The sequence below is a fragment of the Undibacterium sp. Jales W-56 genome (genome assembly GCF_025548535.1).
In the GTDB taxonomy this organism is placed as follows: Bacteria; Pseudomonadota; Gammaproteobacteria; order Burkholderiales; family Burkholderiaceae_D; genus Undibacterium.
Genome location: NZ_JAJLQW010000003.1, coordinates 204,114 through 223,541 on the forward strand (window position 1 = coordinate 204,114; position 19,428 = coordinate 223,541).

The window sequence follows — 19,428 nt, forward strand, 5'->3', positions numbered from 1 at the left end:
CGGAGTTCATGAAAAGATGTACGAGTCCTATTACGGTTTCAGCGCGAAACCATTTCAACTAAAGCCGGATCCACGGTTTTTCTTTGGCAGCAAAGGCCACAAACGCGCGATGGCCTATCTCGAATACGGGATATCGCAAGGTGAGGGTTTCATCGTCATTACCGGTGAAGTCGGGGCAGGCAAGACGACATTGATGCGGAATTTGTTTAACGAATTAGAGTCAGACAAAATCCAGGCGGCACAAATCGTCAATACCCATGTAGGCTCGGACGATATTTTGCGTCTGGTCGCTGCGGCCTTCGGCGTTGAATACGAGAACGCCAATAAAGCGACTTTATTGACGCGCCTGGAGCAGTATTTACGGCATTGTGATGCGCAGGGTAAACGCGCTCTGCTGGTCGTCGATGAAGCGCAAAATCTCACCCCAAGGGCGGTAGAAGAATTGCGCATGCTATCGAATTTCCAGACTGCGGATAAATCATTACTCCAGACGTTTTTGTTAGGTCAGCCTGAATTCCGCCGTACCATGCTGAGCGAAGATATGCAGCAATTGCTGCAACGGGTGATTGCCAGCTATCACCTAGGCCCACTCGACCTGATCGACACCCGCGCCTATATTGAACACAGACTGCATACGGTAGGATGGAAGGATGATCCGCTCATCAATGCAGAAGCGTTTGCCGCGATCTATGCCTACACCAATGGCATACCGCGGAAAATAAATGCGCTCTGTGATCGCCTGTTCTTAATGGGTTATCTGGAAGAGTTACATACTTTTGGCGAAGTGGAAGTGAATCAGGTCATTACCGACATCCGGCAAGAGTTTCAACTACCTGCCACGAATTTCGACATAGCGAATCAAGTCACCGGCTTGAAAGATTTACCGAATATAAATCTGGAACATATGGACGACCGGATGGCAAAAATGGAGCGCTCTATTTTGTCCGTGATTGATGCCCTGAAAAAAATGCTTCCTAGCAATAAAGCAAATAACTACTCCGAGAAGGAAAATTAATGCAGGTGTTAAGCCAGAATCAACATGGTCCAAGCGAGATTATCTGCGTGGTGGGCGCGCGTCCGAATTTCATGAAAATCGCGCCGATTATGGTCGCGCTGAACGCATTGAAACCGCATCTTAAAGTGACCTTGCTGCACACGGGGCAGCACTACGATGTTGCGATGAATGCGCAATATTTCGACGCTTTAGGCATTCCATCGCCAGATATCAATCTGGAGGTAGGCTCCGGTAGTCACGCCGTGCAGACAGCGGAGGTCATGTGCCGCTTTGAAACGGCAATGGGTGACAACTTACCTGCGGCGGTATTGGTGGTGGGTGACGTGAATTCGACGATCGCCTGTGCTTTGGTCGCCAGCAAAAAAGGCGTGCCGGTGATCCATGTGGAAGCCGGTTTGCGCAGCTGGGACAGGACCATGCCGGAAGAAATTAACCGTGTATTGACTGACCAGATTTCAGATCTATTATTCACGACCGAGCCTAGCGCCAAAGATAATTTACTACGTGAAGGCGTGGCGGACAGCCGGATTCACTTTGTCGGCAATGTCATGATCGACACCTTGCGCAATAACCTGAGCCGCGCTATCGCACCGGCCCAGATTGCCGCCGAGGCAGGCCATCCGGACTTCCTGGCGGGCGGTAAAGGCTTTGTGACGGTCACGATGCATCGTCCATCGAATGTCGATGACCAGGCTATTTTGACCGAACTCATCACGACGATTATTCGCATCAGCGCGCAGGTGCCAGTGATTTTCCCCCTGCATCCCCGCACTAAATCCATGCTGGAAAAGTTTGGACTGGACAAAAAACTAAATACACCGAATATCCTGTTGCTACCACCCATGGGCTATCTGGAAATGCTGGGCTTGATGAAAGACGCCAAATTAGTGCTGACGGATTCCGGCGGCATTCAGGAAGAAACGACCGCGCTGGGTGTACCTTGTATCACGCTACGCAACAATACCGAGCGACCGATTACCGTGGAAGAAGGCAGCAACACCATTGCCGGACAAGATCCCAACAAGATCATGGCAATTTTCCAGGATGTCATGCACACCGGTGGCAAAGGCGGACGTATCCCGCAATTCTGGGATGGCCACGCCTCTGACCGCATAGCAGCCGTGATCGCTGCGCAGCTCGGTATCGCCACTCCTGCGCCAAACAGGGAGTACGCAGACTAACCATGTCCATCATTACCAGTACACAGGCAAGTATCCCGCCTATCCGCAATGCCATGACCATCGATGTGGAAGACTACTTCCAGGTTTCGGCATTTGCACCACATATTTCACGCGATAGCTGGACCAGCCTGCCGTGCCGGGTGGAGAGAAATATCGATTGCATTCTTGCCCTGCTGAGTACCTCGCAAGTCAAAGCCACGTTTTTTACCCTGGGTTGGATCGCAGAACGTTATCCCGCGCTGGTCAGGCGCATTGTGGCAGAGGGACATGAACTGGCCAGTCACGGCTATGGACATTTGCGCGCTTCGGATCAGACACCGGGCGAATTCCTGGAAGACATCAGCAGCAGTAAAAAAATTCTGGAAGATCTCGGTGGGCAAGCTGTACTGGGCTATCGCGCACCGAGTTTTTCTATTGGCACAAAAAATTTGTGGGCACTCGATATCTTGTTGAATGCGGGCTACCGCTATAGTTCCAGCATCTACCCTATCCAGCACGATCACTACGGCATGCCGAGCGCGCCGCGCTTCAGCTTTTATCCGAACGGGCAAGACGGTCTGCTGGAATTGCCGATTACTACCGTGCGCTTCATGCAAAAGAATTTTCCGGCGGGCGGCGGCGGATATTTCCGCTTATTCCCTTACCAGCTTTCGCGCTGGCTGCTACAACGCGTGAACCAGCAAGATAAGCAATCGGGCATTTTCTATTTTCATCCTTGGGAAATCGACCCGGAGCAGCCGCGCCAGCAGAATATCGGCTGGAAAACCCGCTTCCGCCATTACGTGAACTTACACCGCACCGAAAACCGACTCAAAGCCCTGACTCAGGATTTTCACTGGGATCGCATGGATCGTATTTTTTTGCCGAACACATGAATTCCATGACCGACACATTGACAGCCCATGCGTCTGCCATATTCTTGCCTAGCCCCGCACCTGCCCAGATTTCCCTCAAACTGCTTCAGCCAGAGGATTATGCTCGCTGGGATGCGTTTGTAGCGCAGTGTCCTGATGCGACGTTTTTCCATCGCGCCGGTTGGCAGACGGTGATCGAAAAGGCTTTCGGCCATCGCACCTGGTTTTATTATGCTGAGGCGCATGGCGACATTCTCGGTGTCTTGCCGTTGGCGGAAATCAAGAGTCGGCTGTTCGGCCATTCGCTGGTGGCTCTGCCGTTTTGCGTATACGGCGGCGTGGCAGCGATATCGGCTGAAGCAAAAACCGTCTTGAGCCAGGCAGCGCAAGCCTTGGCCAAGACCTTGAAAGTCGGTCACCTGGAATACCGCAGCATCACGCCGCAAGAAAAAGACTGGCATACCAAAGCCTTGTATGTCACCTTCCGCAAGGCGATCGATCCCGACGAAGAAACCAATATGCTGGCAATTCCGCGCAAGCAGCGCGCCATGGTGCGCAAAGGCATAAAAGCCGGCTTGACCAGCGAAATTGACGATAACACCGATCGTTTTTTCTACGCCTATTCGACCAGTGTGCATCGACTCGGTACGCCGGTTTTTTCCAGGAAATTTTTCCGGCTGCTGAAAGAAACCTTTGCCGACGACTGTGAAATCATGACCATCGTCAGTCCGCAAGCAACAACCGTCGCCAGCGTCATGAGCTTTTATTTCCGCGATGAAGTCTTGCCTTACTACGGCGGCGGTACGCACGAAGCGCGCGATGTGGCAGGCAATGATTTCATGTATTGGGAATTGATGCGGCGGGCTTGCGCCAGGTCATACAAGGTATTTGATTTCGGTCGCAGCAAATTGGGGACCGGCGCCTTCGATTTCAAAAAGAACTGGGGCTTTGAACCGCAAGCGCTGCATTACGAATATCAATTGCACGGCGCAGAAGCGCTGCCGGATAACAATCCGCTGAACCCAAAATACCAGTTGTTTATCAAGATGTGGCAAAAGATGCCGATTGTACTGGCCAATCTGATCGGTCCGCACATCGTCAAGAATCTGGGCTGAGATCTTTACATGACGCAACTACCCAAACAAGCTTTGCTGTTGCTGGTGCACCGGATTCCCTTTCCGCCAAACAAGGGCGACAAGATCCGCTCTTATCATTTGCTCAGACATCTGGCGAAGGATTATCAAGTTCACCTGGGCTGTTTCATCGATGATGCCAACGATGCCCAGTACATCGAGACCGTCAGGCAATGGTGCGGCGATACGCATTTTGCGAGCCTGAATCCGATGACGGCAAAAATCGCCAGCCTGACCGCTTTTCTCGGCAAGCGCCCCTTATCACTCGATTATTATCGCAGCGCCGCCATGCAAGACTGGGTGAATGTCACCGTCAATCAACACCGGATCAAAAAGGCGGTGGTGTTTTCTTCTGTCATGGCCCAGTTTATCGAGCGTATGCCGGACCTGACGCGCGTGATTGATTTCGTCGATATCGATTCGGATAAATGGCGGCAATACGCCGACAAGAAGCGTTTTCCGATGAGCTGGCTGTACCAACGCGAAGCTCGCTGCCTGTTGCGCTATGAACGCCGCATCGCGCACGAATGCGACGCCTCGCTGTTTGTCTCAGAGGCGGAAGCCGGCCTGTTCCAGCAATTGGCTCCTGAAAGCATGAATAAAATCGGCTTCTTCAATAACGGGGTAGACACCGATTATTTTTCTCCCGGGCACACGCTGGACAATCCTTACCAGCCGCAAGAACTGGTCATCGTATTTACCGGCGCGATGGATTACTGGCCGAATATCGATGCGGTGACGTGGTTCGCGCAGTCGATTTTTCCTGCCATCCTGAGCCGGCATCCTGAGGCTGTGTTCTGCATCGTCGGTAGCCGGCCGGCCGAGCAAGTGAGAGCCCTGGCGCAATTGCCGGGGGTGCAGGTGACCGGCTCAGTGCCCGATGTACGGCCTTATCTGGCCCATGCCAGGCTTGCAGTCGCACCGCTACGCATCGCGCGCGGCATCCAGAACAAAGTGCTGGAGGCAATGGCAATGGCCAAAACCGTGGTGGTATCGCCGCAGGCTCTGGAGGGAATCGATGCCGCCATCGCTAAAGAATTAATTCTGGCGGATGATGAAAACGCGTTTGCCAATGCGGTCTGCATCGCTTTAGACAAACCCGACATTGCCCTGGAAAAAGCAGCGCGGCTCAGGGTCATAGCGAGATACAACTGGGATGCGAATCTGCAAAAGGTAGATACCGCATTGGAGTCGATTTAATAACAAAAATGCAATATAATTGACGCACCTCCTTCTTCACGGCAAAGGATCTTCCTTGACTGCGACTCACATAACACCTTTGCCCTATCCGGCCATGCTAGCGATACTGATCGCATTGCTAGCGCCATTCGCCATCTACTTCAGTACCGCACAGTCGATCGTCTCCGTCTGGAATCAATCGGAAACCTTCGCGCATGGCTATGTAATTTTACCGATCAGTCTCTGGCTCATCTGGCAGCGCAAAAAGCTGCTGAAACACATGGCGCCACAGCCCTATTGGCCAGGCTTGATTGCGCTGGCGGCATGCGGATTTGGCTGGTTGCTGGCCGAGCTGGGCGATGTGCAGGTCGTCAGGCAATATATGTTTGTGGCGATGCTCCCGGCGATTGTGATCATCATGCTGGGCTGGCAGATTGCATGGACTTTGGCCTTTCCCTTATTTTTCTTATTGCTGGCGGTGCCATTCGGTGAAATATTTATCGCTCCGCTGATTGATTTTACTGCCGACTTTACGGTGATCGCGCTGCAATTTACCGGCATCCCTGTGTTGCGCGACGGCAGCAGTTTCACTATTCCATCCGGCAACTGGTCCGTTGTTGAGGCCTGCAGCGGTGTCAGGTATTTGATCTCCTCCGTTACCTTGGGTTGTCTATACGCATACCTGACCTACCGCTCGACCTGGAAACGGGTGTGGTTCATTCTGGCCTCGATCATCGTGCCGATTATCGCCAATGGTTTGCGCGCCTATATGATCGTCATGCTGGGACATCTGAGCGGCATGACACTCGCTGTCGGCGTCGATCATCTGATTTATGGTTGGATATTTTTTGGCATCGTCATGTTCTTTATGTTCTGGCTCGGCAGTTTTTGGCGCGACGATAAGGCTGCCTCCGATTACGTTCCCACAACACAGTCCATCAACACAACTGTAGCAACGAGTCGCCTTGGCTGGGCCTCACTCGCCACGGTCTTGTGTCTGGCGCTGTGGCCAGCGTATGCAGCTTATGTCTCGCAACTGAATATGAATCAAACCGCAATTCATATTGATCGTCTGCCGGTTACATGGAAAGAATCATCGTCCTTCACGACATGGCGCCCGCGCTTTTTACCCGGCAGCGCGGTGCTCGACCAATCTTATCTGGATGGCACACAAGCTGCGGGGATGCTGATCAACTATTATCGGAACCAAAATCGCGATTCCGCCGTCATCAGTACGCTCAATGAAATGGTGCAGGACCATGATCGCAACTGGCTCAAAACCCATAGCGAAACTCGTAGCCTTAATATCGATGGGCAAAACCTGACAGTGCGCGAAACCTTCATCAAAGGATCGGCCGAAACATTGCTTGCCTGGGATTGGTATTGGATAGACGGTCAATTCACTGCCAACAAGTATGTCGGCAAAGTTTTGCAGACCAAAGCCAAATTCTTTTTACATGGCGACGACGCCGCATCTGTGCTGATCTATGCCCCTTATGCCGAAAATCCGGATGAAGCGCGCACAGTCATGCAGCGCTTTATGCAAGCGCATCTGGCAGCAATCACACAGACCCTACAAGCGAATAAGAAGCGATGACTGAGCATACGATTCCGCTCGTGGTACACCTGATCTACCGGCTTGATTTCGGCGGTTTGGAAACCTTATTGGTGGATTGCATTAACCACATGCCGGAACACAAGTACCGGCACGCGATCGTTTGTCTGACCAATCACACCGCCTTCTCAGAAAAAATTACCCGACAAGATGTTCAGATTGTCGATCTGAATAAGGCGCCCGGATTAGGCTTGGGTACGCATGTCGCGCTCTGGAAGCTTCTGCGGCAACTGCGTCCGGCTATTTTGCATACCTATAACTTATCTGCCATCGAGTACACCTTCACCGCGAGCCTGGCTGGTGTGCCGGTGCGTATTCATGCAGAGCATGGACGCGATATCAGCGATCCCCTGGGGCGAAACCGCAAACACAATCTGTTGCGCCGCCTCATGACGCCGTTTATCGATACCTATGTTGCGGTGTCAAACGATTTACATGGCTGGCTAAAAACAAGCATTCATGTACCCGACACAAAAAACCGTTTGATCAATAACGGCGTCGATACCCGGCGTTTTTCCCCTGAGGCGGACAGCGCCGTCACGACGCCCTGGCCTGCGGAATGTTTCGTCATCGGCACCGTCGGCCGGTTACAGGATATAAAAAACCAGCAGGGCTTGATACGCGCTTTCGTATTGCTACGTGAGGCGCTGCCGGCGCATCAGGACAAATTGCGCCTCAGTATTATTGGTGACGGCCCTTTACTCGCTACGCTCAAACAGCAAGTCGCCGCTGCAGGGATCAGCGATGTAGTCTGGCTACCTGGTGCGCGGTCGGATATTGCCGCCATCATGCGCGGCTTCAATCTCTTCGCCTTGCCGTCATTGGCCGAAGGTACGCCGGTCACTTTACTTGAGGCCATGAGCTCCGGCTTGCCTGTCGTTGTCTCGCGGGTGGGCGGCATCCCCGAAGTCGTTCAGGAGGGTGTGCATGGCGCTCTGGTGGCTGCTGCAGACGATGCGGCATTCGCTCAGGCGTTCGCTGAATACTGTCAACGGCCGGCAATGCTCAGGCAACACGGCGCTGCCGCCAGCCAATATGTCAGACAAAAATTCAGCATTACTGCAATGGTAAATTCGTATACAAACTTGTACGACGCCTTATGCAAAAACAAATTCAAAGAAAGCAGTAAACCATGTGTGGAATCGTAGGCATTTTTGATACGCTGGGCGTGCGCGAGATCGATGCGCAAGTGCTGGCGCGCATGAATGAAAGCCAGCTACACCGCGGCCCTGACGAAGGCTCGCTGCACCGCGAACCCGGCATTGGTTTCGGTCATCGTCGTCTATCCGTGATTGATCTTGCATCAGGTTTACAACCGCTGTTTAATGAAGATCGTAGCGTCGTGGTGGTCTTCAACGGCGAAATTTATAACTATCATGAGTTAATGGCCGAGCTGATCCAGCTCGGCCATGTGTTCCGCACGCGTTGCGATACTGAAGTCATCGTGCATGCCTGGGAGCAATGGGGTGAAAATTGCGTCTCGCGCTTCCGCGGCATGTTTGCGTTTGGCCTGTGGGACAGAAATCAAAAAACCTTGTTTCTCGGGCGCGACCACATTGGTGTAAAACCGATGTTCTATGCATTGCTGCCGGATGGTCATTTTGTGTTTGGCTCTGAACTGAAATCGCTGATGACCTTCCCCGCCTTGTCGCGCAAACTGAATCCGCAAGCGGTCGAAGATTTTTTTGCTTACGCCTATATTCCTGAGCCAAAAACGATTTTCCATGATGCGTTCAAACTCAGCCCGGGACATACCATCACACTCAAGGTCGGCGACAAGCAAGCTCAGCAAAAACGTTTCTGGGATGTGCCCTTCAAACCCTTGGCACCACTGAGCGAACAGGAAGCGATCAATGAGCTAACAGACCGCTTGCGCGAGTCGGTACACAGCCAGATGGAGGCCGAAGTGCCGCTGGGCGCGTTCCTCTCAGGTGGTGTCGATTCCAGTGCCGTGGTCGCCATGATGGCAGAGCGGAATAAGGACATGGTCAATACCTGCTCTATCGCTTTTAATGATCCGAATTACGACGAATCAAGCTTTGCCAATCAGGTCGCACAACGTTATCAGACCCGGCATCACAGCGAAACCGTCGACACCAATGATTATGGCCTCATCGACACGCTGGCCGCTCTGTATGACGAACCCTATGCAGACAGCTCGGCGATCCCGACCTACCGGGTCTGCCAGCTCGCCAGGAAGCGCGTCACCGTGGCCTTGTCGGGTGACGGCGGCGATGAAAATTTTGCTGGCTATCGTCGCTACCGTTATGCGATGGCCGAGCAAAAAGTGCGCTCCCTGCTGCCGCTCTCAGTGCGCCAGCCGGTCTTTGGCGCACTCGGGAAAATCTATCCCAAAGCCGATTGGGCACCGCGCATGTTCCGCGCCAAGACCACCTTTGAAGCGCTGGCACGCGACCTGGTCGAAGGATATTTCCACGGCGTTTCCATCATGCCGGACCGGGTGCGCGATCAGTTATTCAGTCCGCATTTCCGCCAGGATTTGCAAGGCTATCAGGCGATAGAGGTGATGCGGACTCATGCCGCCAATTCACCTACCGACGATCCGCTGTCGCTGATTCAGTATCTGGATTTTAAGACCTATCTGCCAGGCGATATCCTGACCAAGGTCGATCGTGCCAGCATGGCGCATTCGCTGGAAGTGCGCGTGCCCTTGCTGGATCACCAGCTGGTGGAATGGATCTCGGGATTGCCGTCCTCGCTCAAATTGCATCATGGCGAGGGCAAATATATTTTCAAGAAAGCGCTGGAACCCTACCTGCCGGATGATATTTTGTATCGTCCCAAAATGGGGTTCTCGATTCCGCTTGCAAGCTGGTTGCGCGGACCATTGAAAGAAAGCACCCGTACGGCGGTACTCGGCCCGATGATGGCCGATACCGGCATTTTCAATATGCCGTTCTTGAAGGAAATGGTAGAGCAACACCAGTCTGGCGCACGCGATTACACCGCGCCATTGTGGACGCTGCTGATGTTTGCCGCCTTCCTGAAAAACGTTTTACCGGAAGATGCAAGCAATCGCGACTTGCTCAATCCGCAATTACATTCATTGAATCACCAGGGCTGACGACACCCATGCGTATCCTGCATATCCTCGACCATTCGATACCGCTGCACAGCGGCTATACCTTCAGAACGATCTCTATTCTGAAAGAACAGCGCGCGCTGGGGTGGGACACCTTTCACCTGACCAGCCCCAAACAAACCGGCTATAGCAAGCCGGAAGAAGAGGTCGATGGCTGGCATTTTTTTCGCACCCAGCGCGGCTCAGGCACGCTGGCCAAGCTGCCGGTGCTGAACCAATTGCTTGTCATCAATCATCTTGCCCAGCGCTTGCTGGAAGTCGCCAGGCAAATCAAGCCGGATATCCTGCATGCCCATTCACCCGCACTGAATGCGATAGCGGCACTCAGGGTAGGACGTCAGTTAGGGATTCCTGTGGTGTATGAGATACGCGCATTTTGGGAAGATGCGGCAGTCGATCATGGCACCAGTACCGAATGGGGCTTGAGGTACCGGCTCACGCGCGCCATGGAAACCTATGCGATCCGCAATGTCAATGCGGTCACGACTATTTGCGAAGGCTTGCGCAGCGATATTGTGCAGCGTGGAATAGCCGCAAATAAAGTGACGGTGATACCCAATGCCGTGAATATCGAGAATTTCCGTGTGGGGGAAACGCCAGATCTGCAGCTATCAAAAGAATTGGGGCTGGAAGGGAAAATTACGCTGGGCTTTATCGGTTCTTTCTATGCGTATGAAGGGTTGCTCGTTTTATTGCAGGCCTTGCCGCTGATGTTGAGTAAAAACCCGGATATCCGTATTCTGCTGGTCGGCGGAGGGCAGCAAGAAGCGACATTGCGGGCACTGGCAGCGCAACTGCATATCGCCGACAAGATCATCTTCACCGGTCGCGTGCCGCATGATCAGGTACAAAAATATTACAACCTGGTGGATGTCCTGATCTATCCCCGGCTGCGCATGCGCCTGACCGAATTGGTCACTCCATTAAAACCTTTAGAAGCGATGGCGCAAGGCCGCTTGCTGGCCGCCTCTGATGTCGGCGGTCACCTGGAACTGATCGAGGACGGCGTCACCGGCATCCTTTTTCAGGCGGATAATCCCCAGGATCTGGCCGACAAAGTCTTGGATCTGATTGCAAAGCCGGAACGCTGGGCGGCACTACGTAGCGCAGCGAGAGAATTTGTAGAAACCGAAAGGAACTGGAAAGTCAGTGTCGCAAGATATCAAACGATTTATCCGGCGCTGATTGCCGCAAAGTAAGGCAGCTCCGACCTGTCAAGACAGGTGAATGACATCTTCGATTTGCTTCGCGACGAACAGCAATCATGAATAAACAATATTCGCTTTATCTCGACATTGTCAGGTTCCTGGCGTCCGTCTTTGTTGTGCTCGACCATTTTAACGGACAGCAAATTGTCAACCATGCGGTTGGTCGCTTTATTCCTGAGTTCGGACGCGAGGCCGTGATTATTTTCTTTGTGCTGTCTGGTTACGTGATCGCCTACACTACTGAAACGAAACAGCAAAGCTTACGCGACTATGCGGTAGCACGTTGCGCTCGCATTTACTCGGTGGCATTGCCGCTTTTGTTGACGGCGTTTTTATTGAACTATGTTTGCAGCACTTACTTCAGCAATTCAACGAGCGCCTATTACGAAGTTTCAAAAGCCTATCTTTATATTCCGTTCCATATGCTTTTTTTGGGCGAGCTATGGAATCTCTCCGAGGTACCGCCCTGGCTCATTCCCTATTGGTCGCTCAGCTATGAGGTGTGGTATTACATTTTCTTCGCGACGCTCTATTATTTTTCTTCATATAAACGCCTGTGCCTGAGTGCGCTGGTTTTTTTGGTACTGGGGCACAAGCTGTGGCTATTGCTCCCTGTATGGATGAGCGGTGTTTTTCTGTATCACCGGCAAGATAAATTCCCGCTCAGTGTGTTCTCGGCAAGGCTAGGCTGGATGACTACCTTGGTGATCTTCGGCATCTTTGAATATTTCGATCTGGATAAACCTTTGATTACGCTGGGTGAGACAATTTGGCCCTTCAAATCCTTGATGCTTGGCAGTGCCAGCCGCTATCTGGCTGATTATGTCGTCTGCATCATGGTGTTGAGTAATTTCTGGTGCGCCCGCTATGCCCAGTTCGCCGTTCTGGAAAAATTCTCGGCTAGCATAAGGGCAATTTCATCGTATACCTTCACGCTGTATCTGGCCCACATGCTGGTGATTTCAATGTGGCTGCGCTTTTATCGGCATGATGCCAACAATATGATCGACATCATCAGCGTGTCCGTATTGATTGGACTGTTCACCTATCTGATTGGCTCTGTGACGGAACATAAAAAATCGTGGTTTGCGCATGGCTTCGATAGCCTGTGGGGGCAGCTGGCATCCGTATTCAGCAAGCCAGCCCTGCCTGACCGGCAGAAGCCATAAAGATCGATGCGGTTTGTCGTACCGTATTTGTTTTTATACCGACTCTCCAGACATCAGGGCTTCATCCACACTATCCATGCGGCTTCTGAGCCGATATGCTGTCGAGAAGCTTATAAATAGGACTTACAAAAAAACACCGCCTCTCACCACCGAGACACGGAGGAAAAGCAAGAATAAACAGCGCCATGGAATGGCGATATTAAAAATGAACCCGCAATCCGGGTGCGCCTGCTGGCACGAAATGCCTCTGAAAGCCGCATCCAGCCTGCGGGTTCAATATGCTGAGGTAAGCAATTTGCCGTTTTGTGTCAGTCCCAATCAACATTGGGCAACAGGATTTCTTCTTTTTACAGAATTGTTGTGAATTTATTTTAGGCCATGCTATTTAATTCCTTTAGCTTTTTACTGCTGTTTCTGCCGGTAACTGTCATGGTATTTTTTGCTGTGGCAAAACGCAGTCATCAACTTGCGGCCGGCTGGCTGGGACTGGCATCCCTATTCTTTTACAGCTGGTGGGATTACCGTTACCTGCCATTATTGCTGGCATCCATCGTATGCAATTATTCGCTGGGCTGGCGCATTGCACATACGCCACGCAGCAAAGCCAGGTTTTGGCTGATCTGTGCCATTACGCTTAATCTAGGGTTGCTTGCCTACTTTAAATACGCCGATTTTTATATCACCAGCGTCAATGCTCTGGCCGGAACGACATTCCCTGTATTGCACGTGATCCTGCCTATAGGTATTTCTTTTTTTACGTTTACCCAAATTGCATTTTTAGTCGATACCTACCAGGGCAAAGTCAAAGAATATCGCTTCGTACATTACCTGCTTTTCGTCACTTATTTTCCGCATCTGATTGCCGGTCCTGTCTTGCATCATAAAGAAATGATGCCGCAATTCGGCGATGCCAAGACTTATACCTGGCTGCCTGAAAATATCGCGATCGGCATCTCCATCTTTGCGATGGGTTTAGCAAAAAAAGTCTTGATCGCCGATAGTCTCGCGGTGCATGCAACATTTTTCTTCGAGAAAACGGATAGTCCTTCCTTGCTAGTCGCCTGGGGTGGCGTGCTGGCGTATAGCTTCCAGCTGTATTTTGATTTCTCTGGCTATTCAGATATGGCGATTGGCTTGTCCCGCCTGTTTGGCATCAGGCTGCCGCTGAATTTTAATTCTCCCTACAAGGCGGTCAATATCATTGAATTCTGGCGCCGCTGGCACATGACCTTATCGCGCTTCTTGCGCGATTACCTGTACATCGCACTTGGCGGCAACCAGAAAGGCACCGTGCGCCGTTATGCGAATTTAATGACTACCATGGTGCTAGGCGGCTTATGGCACGGTGCCGGCTGGAATTTTGTGATCTGGGGCACACTGCATGGCGTTTATCTGATAGCGAACCATGCATGGACAAGTCTGGCAAGCGCCTTGCGCTTACCTCTGACATCGCCGTTATGGCGACGGCTTAGTATCTGCATCACTTTCGCCGCCGTGTGTTTTGCCTGGGTATTTTTCCGTGCCGCTGATTTCAACCGGGCAAGCGCGATTATCCAGGGCATGGTCAACATGAACGGTATCGGCATTCCGGAAAATATCGGTTCGCATCTGGGCGGACTCAAGGTAATTCTAGAGCATTGGGGAATCACTTTTTATCTGGGTGGCGGTACGCGGTTTGTGCAAACCTATAGCTGGGTGTTGGTCGCGGGTTTCATTGCATTCTGCTTACCGAATACGCAGCAGATCATGGAAAAATTCGATCCGGCGCTGGATCACAGATCTGATGAACTCCGCAGTACTTTTGTGGCTCGCCACCTGACCTGGATGCCAAGCTTGAAATGGGCGATATGGATAGGATTGATTTTGCTAGCCAGCCTGCTGCTGATTAATCGGCCGGCCGAATTTTTGTATTTTCAGTTTTAAGGAAACGACATGCCGACTCATACCGACTTCGTCCGTTTTCTTCGTTTAACCGCCATCACTATTGCGCTTGGCGTCATCGCCGCAATGTCGCTAGTCGTCATGATTGATCCCTACCGTCTCTATCGACTGGTAGAAATAGCCGGAGTCAATCAAGTCAAACCGCAACCAGATCGCTATCAGGAAGAGATCAAGCTGAGCAACGCGCGACAGCTAAAAGCGAATGCACTGATCTTCGGCAATTCCAGAGCCGAATATGGCTTGAACCCCGACTATGCCGGGTTTGCCAAAGCCGGATTATCGGGCTATAACCTGGCCTTGTCCGGCACAAAAATAGCGACTACCAGGCGCGATCTGGCGTATTTGCGCAGTATTGGACAAACGCCCGATTTCGTCATCCTTGGGGTAGATTTTTTAGACTATCTGGTCGATGCATCGAAGCCCCCCATCCCGACAGCCAGTCCTGGCAGCAATCCACATGATGTCAGCGATATCAAATGGCAATTCGATGTCCTGTTTTCGTTAAGCTCGGTCGCGGACGCCGTCAAGACTTTGCGGATTCAAAACGATACGGAAGCCGAAACCATCAGTCCGCGCGGACTCAATCCGCTGCAAGAGTACAAAAAATTTGCCCGCGAACAAGGCTATTACGCGATCTTCCAGCAGCGTGCTTTGGAATACGCCAAAACCTTCAGCGGTAAGCCGCACGACCTGGCGTATCCAGCGACTGGCAGCACGCCCGAACTCGATGGTTTGCGAGCAACGCTGGCCATGATCGCCTCGGATGCCTCTGAAGCGCATATCGTCATTTATCCGTATCACGCGCAAATTCTGGCCTTATTCGATCAGGCCGGTTTATGGCCTGCCTTTGAGGTCTGGAAAAAGATATTGCTCGGCGAAGTCAGCGTAGCCAACAAATCCCATCCCGACGCCACTATAAGGCTATGGGATTTCAGTGCTTATGGCGCAGCTCAATGTGAAGTCATTCCGGACAAAGGCGACACCAAGAGCGTCACGAAATGGTATTGGGAGGCCGGACATTTTAAGCAAAGTCTGGGCGATTTGATGCTGGCTCGCATGCTCGAGCAGCGAACCAAACAAACAGCGGCCAGCACTATCGGCATCCAACTCAATGAACAGAATTTTCTTGAAAACCAGGCCAGAATCAGACAAGAAAAAACTGTTTGTGCCAATGCCTATCCAGCGCTCTTCCGGCAAGTCGAGCAGCTGGCTAACAAAGAGCTCAAACAGAAATAGTTGTCGATTTTTTTTACATGCATCCGGTAAATATTCCAAGAATTTAAAAAATAGCCTTCTATTTCAATCACTTAAAAATCAGGCTTGATTATTGCTTTTTTCATCATTGTTTTTGCAAGGAAATATCATGAAGAAGAATTTAATTAAATTAGCCTTACTTAGCGCTTTGGTAGCGCTATCCATAAACACCAGCGCCACAACCATAGGTTTTGACCCGCTGACAACGGCCGGCACCGGTTTCGTAAGTCCGGTTAATTACAGCGAGAGCGGCTTCTTATTTACATCGAATGCGGGCTTTGGTTCAGCCCGTACCGGCGATGTGAATTTCCTGTACAACGGCCATATTATGACTTGGTATTATGGATCTACGAGTTTGTTTAACGACGGATTGGGTAATGGCATTACTACCTTGACCAAGGCCAATGGCGATACGTTTGAACTGGATGCCATTGATCTGGCATCGCTGAACGATTACTACACTTTTCAAGCCGGTAAAGACATTATCTTTACAGGGAATGTCCATGGTGGTGGCACGGTCAGCCAGTCTTTCCAGCTGACTACCAACCTCAGTTTCAATACCTTCCTGTTCAGTGGATTCACAAATCTTGATTCTGTAACTTGGGGTCAGGGTTTCCCTTATCACCAGTTCGACAATCTGGTTCTGGATGCCAGTGCCAACAATCCGCCTGGGACCGCCAACGTGCCAGAACCCACATCGATTGCCTTACTCGGTTTGGGATTGGCGGCTTTGGGTATAAGGCGTCGTCGAGCAGTTAAGTGAGGTTAATTCAGCCAGCCATGACCGTGCAGTGGGTTCCCATCCTTGTTGCCCGCTACGACTTTCCTGAATGGCTGGAAACTTGCCTGATACGTTTCAAAGCAAGCCAATCGAACCAGGTGTTTAATCCTCGCCAGGTCAATGCCAGCGGCCCCATGTGTTCATGATAGAGTTGGTTTACATGGCTTGGAATGCCGTCAAGACCTTTCGCCTTGAGCGGAGCCTTGAGCATTTTATTTTGAAAATACCGCAAACTGTAACGGATCTTTCTGCGGTAATACAAACGTAAATCATGCAGTGACAGAACCGACAGCGGATCATAGGTAAATCGGGCGCGTTCGCAAATAAAAATCCTGCGCATATCCCAATTTTGCTGCGGCTTTAAATCCCAATAAGCTAGAGCGCCAATCAATGAATCATCGCCGATCAAGCCCACCGGCAGCCGCACTTTAGATGAGCGCAACTGCGCCACAAACTGTCCGGACAAAGCATAAAGATTGCCGCAAAGACCGCCCTCTCTCAATAGCATCTCTTTATCTTTATCGCCGACACCATCGGCAGGTAAGGCCGCCGCCACATGCGCCTCTGGATGTTGGTTCAAAGCGTCTTCAAGTGCGGTCAATGAATCGGGCAATAACGCGCAATCGCCATCCAAAAAATAATAATGTCCAGCCTCGACATCGAAATCATGGATGAAGGCATTCCAGGCATTTGCCTTATCGCCCAGCTGAATATTTTTTAGTGTGCAAAAACTGTTTTCCGACGCGAACCGCGCAACTAAGTCATCCGTGTTATCGGTGCTGCCGTTGTTGAGTACAATGCACTGGTCACCCTCCGAGATCGCACGCTTTACGCTATGCAAACACGCCATAATATTCTGTGACTCATTGTGCGCAAAGATCGCGATATATTTATTTATTTTCTTATTTTGCATAGACATTTCTGTTCCTCCAGCCTTACCAGTATGCTAGCCGCGCACGCGACTGGCTATCAAGATGATTCGGAATAATTTCACCTTGCCTCAATCACTCAACAGTTTTAGCCCATCGATCATTCAGCCATCGACGAGTCGGATTTTCAATCAGATAATAAGAAGCGGTACCGCAAATAACCGCTAAGGTGATGGCCGCCATGGTCGGTAAACCCTCTCTGTGATGTGCCAGATAAAAAACTTGCTGCCATAAATAAATAGAAAACGACCACAATCCCAATTTCTTTAAAGGGCCGAAAGACAGGCACCTCTTCAGCATTGCCGGAGCAGTCGGGAGGATATTCAGAGTCAGCGCGAACAAGCCGACGCCGACAAAACCCCGCAAGGGAATAGGCATGGACCACCAGTAACATGCCAGGCCAAGCAGAATCAGAATAGGATAAACAGGAACTGGCAGGGTAGGAATTTTTACTCGCTGCAGACACAGCAACAGACAGCCTGAAAACAGGATACCGTAAGCAGAAATTTCAGAATGCGCCCATAGCTCGAACTCTAATTTCTGGGTTGGAAATAACCGCCAATAGGCAAGTCCAAGCACGATAGAAATCAAGCTGGAAACAGCCAATGCCCACTTCGCATTGACATAATTCCCTCTGACAGTGACCGCAATCAACGTCAGGAAAACATAGGTATGCTCCTCTACCGACAACGACCAGATATGACCAAAAGGCATGACAGCATGACCCACCGTGCCGGGGAAATAATTATTGAGGAATAAGCCCGCCATACTGGTTTCTGCCCAATCGATGGCCTGACCGGTAAGAAAAAAATACGCCAACATAAAAATGATAAAGCTGAAAAAAGCCGGGAATATCCGCGATATGCGGCGTTGATAAAATGTCTTAACCGGGACTTCTTTGATAAACAGCAGCCGGCACATTAAAAAACCGGACAGGACAAAGAAAAAATCGACGCCGACCCGACCGAAGTTAATCCCAGGCACAGGAAAAAAATGGCCTATCAATAAAAACAGGATAGCCAAACCTCGCCAGCCATCCAGATAGTCAAAGTGCTGATCGTTCATGGCTAGCGCCTTATCTCGGTGGTTCAATAGCGGCGGCGCAAGACTTGCTCGGCCATCCTGTGCATGGTTTTCCACAAAGGAGAAGTCAGCATGGACGAATCACTGGTCATCGTGGCGGGCGACAATTGATGAAATCCACGCATCTGGAATGCCGTTTTATGCTCAGCCATAAATTCGCAGAATCGCCTGAAACGCTTGATCATGATCAGATCGGCGTTATCGCGTTGCGGGTTCATCAGCTCAAAATTATGCGACAAAATCACAAAAGCCTGACGCTGCTGTTCTAGCGCCTGCTTCATCAAGCCCTCTAGCTCGAGGTTAGTACAGGCCCCCAGTTGAGCATGCCTGTAGCTGCCGGTACCGTCATCAAATATCGTCATCGGGTACTCGATCACGCCATCGCATGCGACAGGGCTATGCAGGACTTGACCCGGCAGTACGCCGCTCTCCAGTCCCATCATGCTGGCGTTATAGCTGCTATCGAAAGGTATGTGATTGGCAGCCAAGGCATGCAAGGTATCGCGGTTAAATCCGAAACTACCGGCACGAAACGCATGCACGCGGCCGCCATTCGCCTGTTCCAGCAATTGCATCCCTTTGGCAATCAATATGGTTTGTTCTTCGAGTGAGAACTGACGCATAAATTGCCGTTTATGCTGGCTATTTTTGAATAAGGGTTCGCGCGCTTCATCCACCCATTCCGGATGCATATGCAACTGAACCTCATGTCCATATTCTTGCACCAGCCCGACAATTTCAGCTAAAGGCTCTATCCCAAACCGCGTGGCAAACAACGACTCAATGAAAAACACGCCATATAAACCGTGATCACGTAATTCTTTCAATTGATAGCGCAGACCGTACTCGCCTTTCGGCGTGCGGCCATACACATATTGCTGGAAAGCCTGCGGAAACCTGGCATCGAGGTTTTTCCAACCTCCGCACCAGATTTCAACGTCAACAGTGAAAAACACATCTAACATAAGCAGGTAGCAATAAGC

At 51.1% G+C, this 19,428-nt stretch carries 16 protein-coding genes; 13 read left to right on the forward strand and 3 right to left on the reverse strand.

Features of this window, described 5'->3' with window-relative positions:
* Positions 1 to 16 precede the first annotated feature (16 nt).
* From LPB67_RS10105 to LPB67_RS10165, 13 genes are all read left to right on the forward strand, one after another.
* Complete coding sequence (locus LPB67_RS10105; RefSeq protein ID WP_262837042.1) at positions 17 to 1,015, forward strand: XrtA/PEP-CTERM system-associated ATPase; 999 nt, start codon at positions 17 to 19, stop codon at positions 1,013 to 1,015.
* The gene (gene wecB / locus LPB67_RS10110; RefSeq protein WP_262837043.1) at positions 1,015 to 2,196 is read left to right on the forward strand and encodes a non-hydrolyzing UDP-N-acetylglucosamine 2-epimerase; all 1,182 of its coding nucleotides are present in this window, start codon (positions 1,015 to 1,017) and stop codon (positions 2,194 to 2,196) included. Before LPB67_RS10105 ends, wecB begins: the two co-directional genes overlap by 1 nt.
* 2 nt (positions 2,197 to 2,198) lie before the next feature.
* Complete coding sequence (locus tag LPB67_RS10115; protein ID WP_262837044.1) at positions 2,199 to 3,071, forward strand: XrtA system polysaccharide deacetylase; 873 nt, start codon at positions 2,199 to 2,201, stop codon at positions 3,069 to 3,071.
* Positions 3,072 to 3,076: 5 nt separating this feature from the next.
* Positions 3,077 to 4,165 (forward strand): FemAB family XrtA/PEP-CTERM system-associated protein, encoded by a 1,089-nt coding sequence (locus LPB67_RS10120; RefSeq protein ID WP_262837045.1) that lies wholly within the window; start codon positions 3,077 to 3,079, stop codon positions 4,163 to 4,165.
* A 9-nt stretch (positions 4,166 to 4,174) separates the two neighbouring features.
* Positions 4,175 to 5,383 (forward strand): TIGR03087 family PEP-CTERM/XrtA system glycosyltransferase, encoded by a 1,209-nt coding sequence (locus tag LPB67_RS10125; RefSeq protein ID WP_262837046.1) that lies wholly within the window; start codon positions 4,175 to 4,177, stop codon positions 5,381 to 5,383.
* Between the two features lie 55 nt (positions 5,384 to 5,438).
* Positions 5,439 to 6,959, forward strand: coding sequence for an exosortase A (gene xrtA / locus LPB67_RS10130; RefSeq protein WP_262837047.1), 1,521 nt, complete (start codon positions 5,439 to 5,441; stop codon positions 6,957 to 6,959).
* A complete protein-coding gene (locus LPB67_RS10135; protein ID WP_262837048.1) occupies positions 6,956 to 8,125 on the forward strand; it encodes a TIGR03088 family PEP-CTERM/XrtA system glycosyltransferase in 1,170 nt (389 codons plus the stop codon). Before xrtA ends, LPB67_RS10135 begins: the two co-directional genes overlap by 4 nt.
* On the forward strand, positions 8,110 to 10,062 hold the full coding sequence (locus LPB67_RS10140) for an XrtA/PEP-CTERM system amidotransferase (protein ID WP_262837049.1): 1,953 nt from the start codon (positions 8,110 to 8,112) through the stop codon (positions 10,060 to 10,062). The genes LPB67_RS10135 and LPB67_RS10140 overlap by 16 nt, the downstream gene beginning before the upstream one ends.
* Before the next feature lie 8 nt (positions 10,063 to 10,070).
* Positions 10,071 to 11,279 (forward strand): TIGR04063 family PEP-CTERM/XrtA system glycosyltransferase, encoded by a 1,209-nt coding sequence (locus LPB67_RS10145; RefSeq protein ID WP_262837050.1) that lies wholly within the window; start codon positions 10,071 to 10,073, stop codon positions 11,277 to 11,279.
* Between the two features lie 65 nt (positions 11,280 to 11,344).
* Positions 11,345 to 12,457: an acyltransferase family protein gene (locus tag LPB67_RS10150; protein WP_262837051.1), complete on the forward strand. Its 1,113-nt coding sequence runs from the start codon at positions 11,345 to 11,347 to the stop codon at positions 12,455 to 12,457.
* 378 nt (positions 12,458 to 12,835) lie between these two features.
* Positions 12,836 to 14,380 (forward strand): MBOAT family O-acyltransferase, encoded by a 1,545-nt coding sequence (locus LPB67_RS10155; RefSeq protein ID WP_262837052.1) that lies wholly within the window; start codon positions 12,836 to 12,838, stop codon positions 14,378 to 14,380.
* Between the two features lie 9 nt (positions 14,381 to 14,389).
* The gene (locus LPB67_RS10160; RefSeq protein ID WP_262837053.1) at positions 14,390 to 15,634 is read left to right on the forward strand and encodes a hypothetical protein; all 1,245 of its coding nucleotides are present in this window, start codon (positions 14,390 to 14,392) and stop codon (positions 15,632 to 15,634) included.
* Between the two features lie 127 nt (positions 15,635 to 15,761).
* Complete coding sequence (locus LPB67_RS10165; protein WP_262837055.1) at positions 15,762 to 16,415, forward strand: PEP-CTERM sorting domain-containing protein; 654 nt, start codon at positions 15,762 to 15,764, stop codon at positions 16,413 to 16,415.
* Between the two features lie 52 nt (positions 16,416 to 16,467).
* Here LPB67_RS10165 and LPB67_RS10170 read toward each other — a convergent pair whose 3' ends face one another.
* The 3 genes from LPB67_RS10170 to LPB67_RS10180 all read right to left on the reverse strand — a co-directional run bounded on the left by LPB67_RS10170 (position 16,468) and on the right by LPB67_RS10180 (position 19,410).
* Complete coding sequence (locus tag LPB67_RS10170) at positions 16,468 to 17,352, reverse strand: glycosyltransferase family 2 protein (RefSeq protein ID WP_262837056.1); 885 nt, start codon at positions 17,350 to 17,352, stop codon at positions 16,468 to 16,470.
* A gap of 85 nt (positions 17,353 to 17,437) precedes the next feature.
* Positions 17,438 to 18,427, reverse strand: coding sequence for an acyltransferase family protein (locus LPB67_RS10175; RefSeq protein WP_262837057.1), 990 nt, complete (start codon positions 18,425 to 18,427; stop codon positions 17,438 to 17,440).
* 23 nt (positions 18,428 to 18,450) lie between these two features.
* On the reverse strand, positions 18,451 to 19,410 hold the full coding sequence (locus tag LPB67_RS10180; RefSeq protein ID WP_262837058.1) for a polysaccharide deacetylase family protein: 960 nt from the start codon (positions 19,408 to 19,410) through the stop codon (positions 18,451 to 18,453).
* Positions 19,411 to 19,428: the final 18 nt, after the last annotated feature.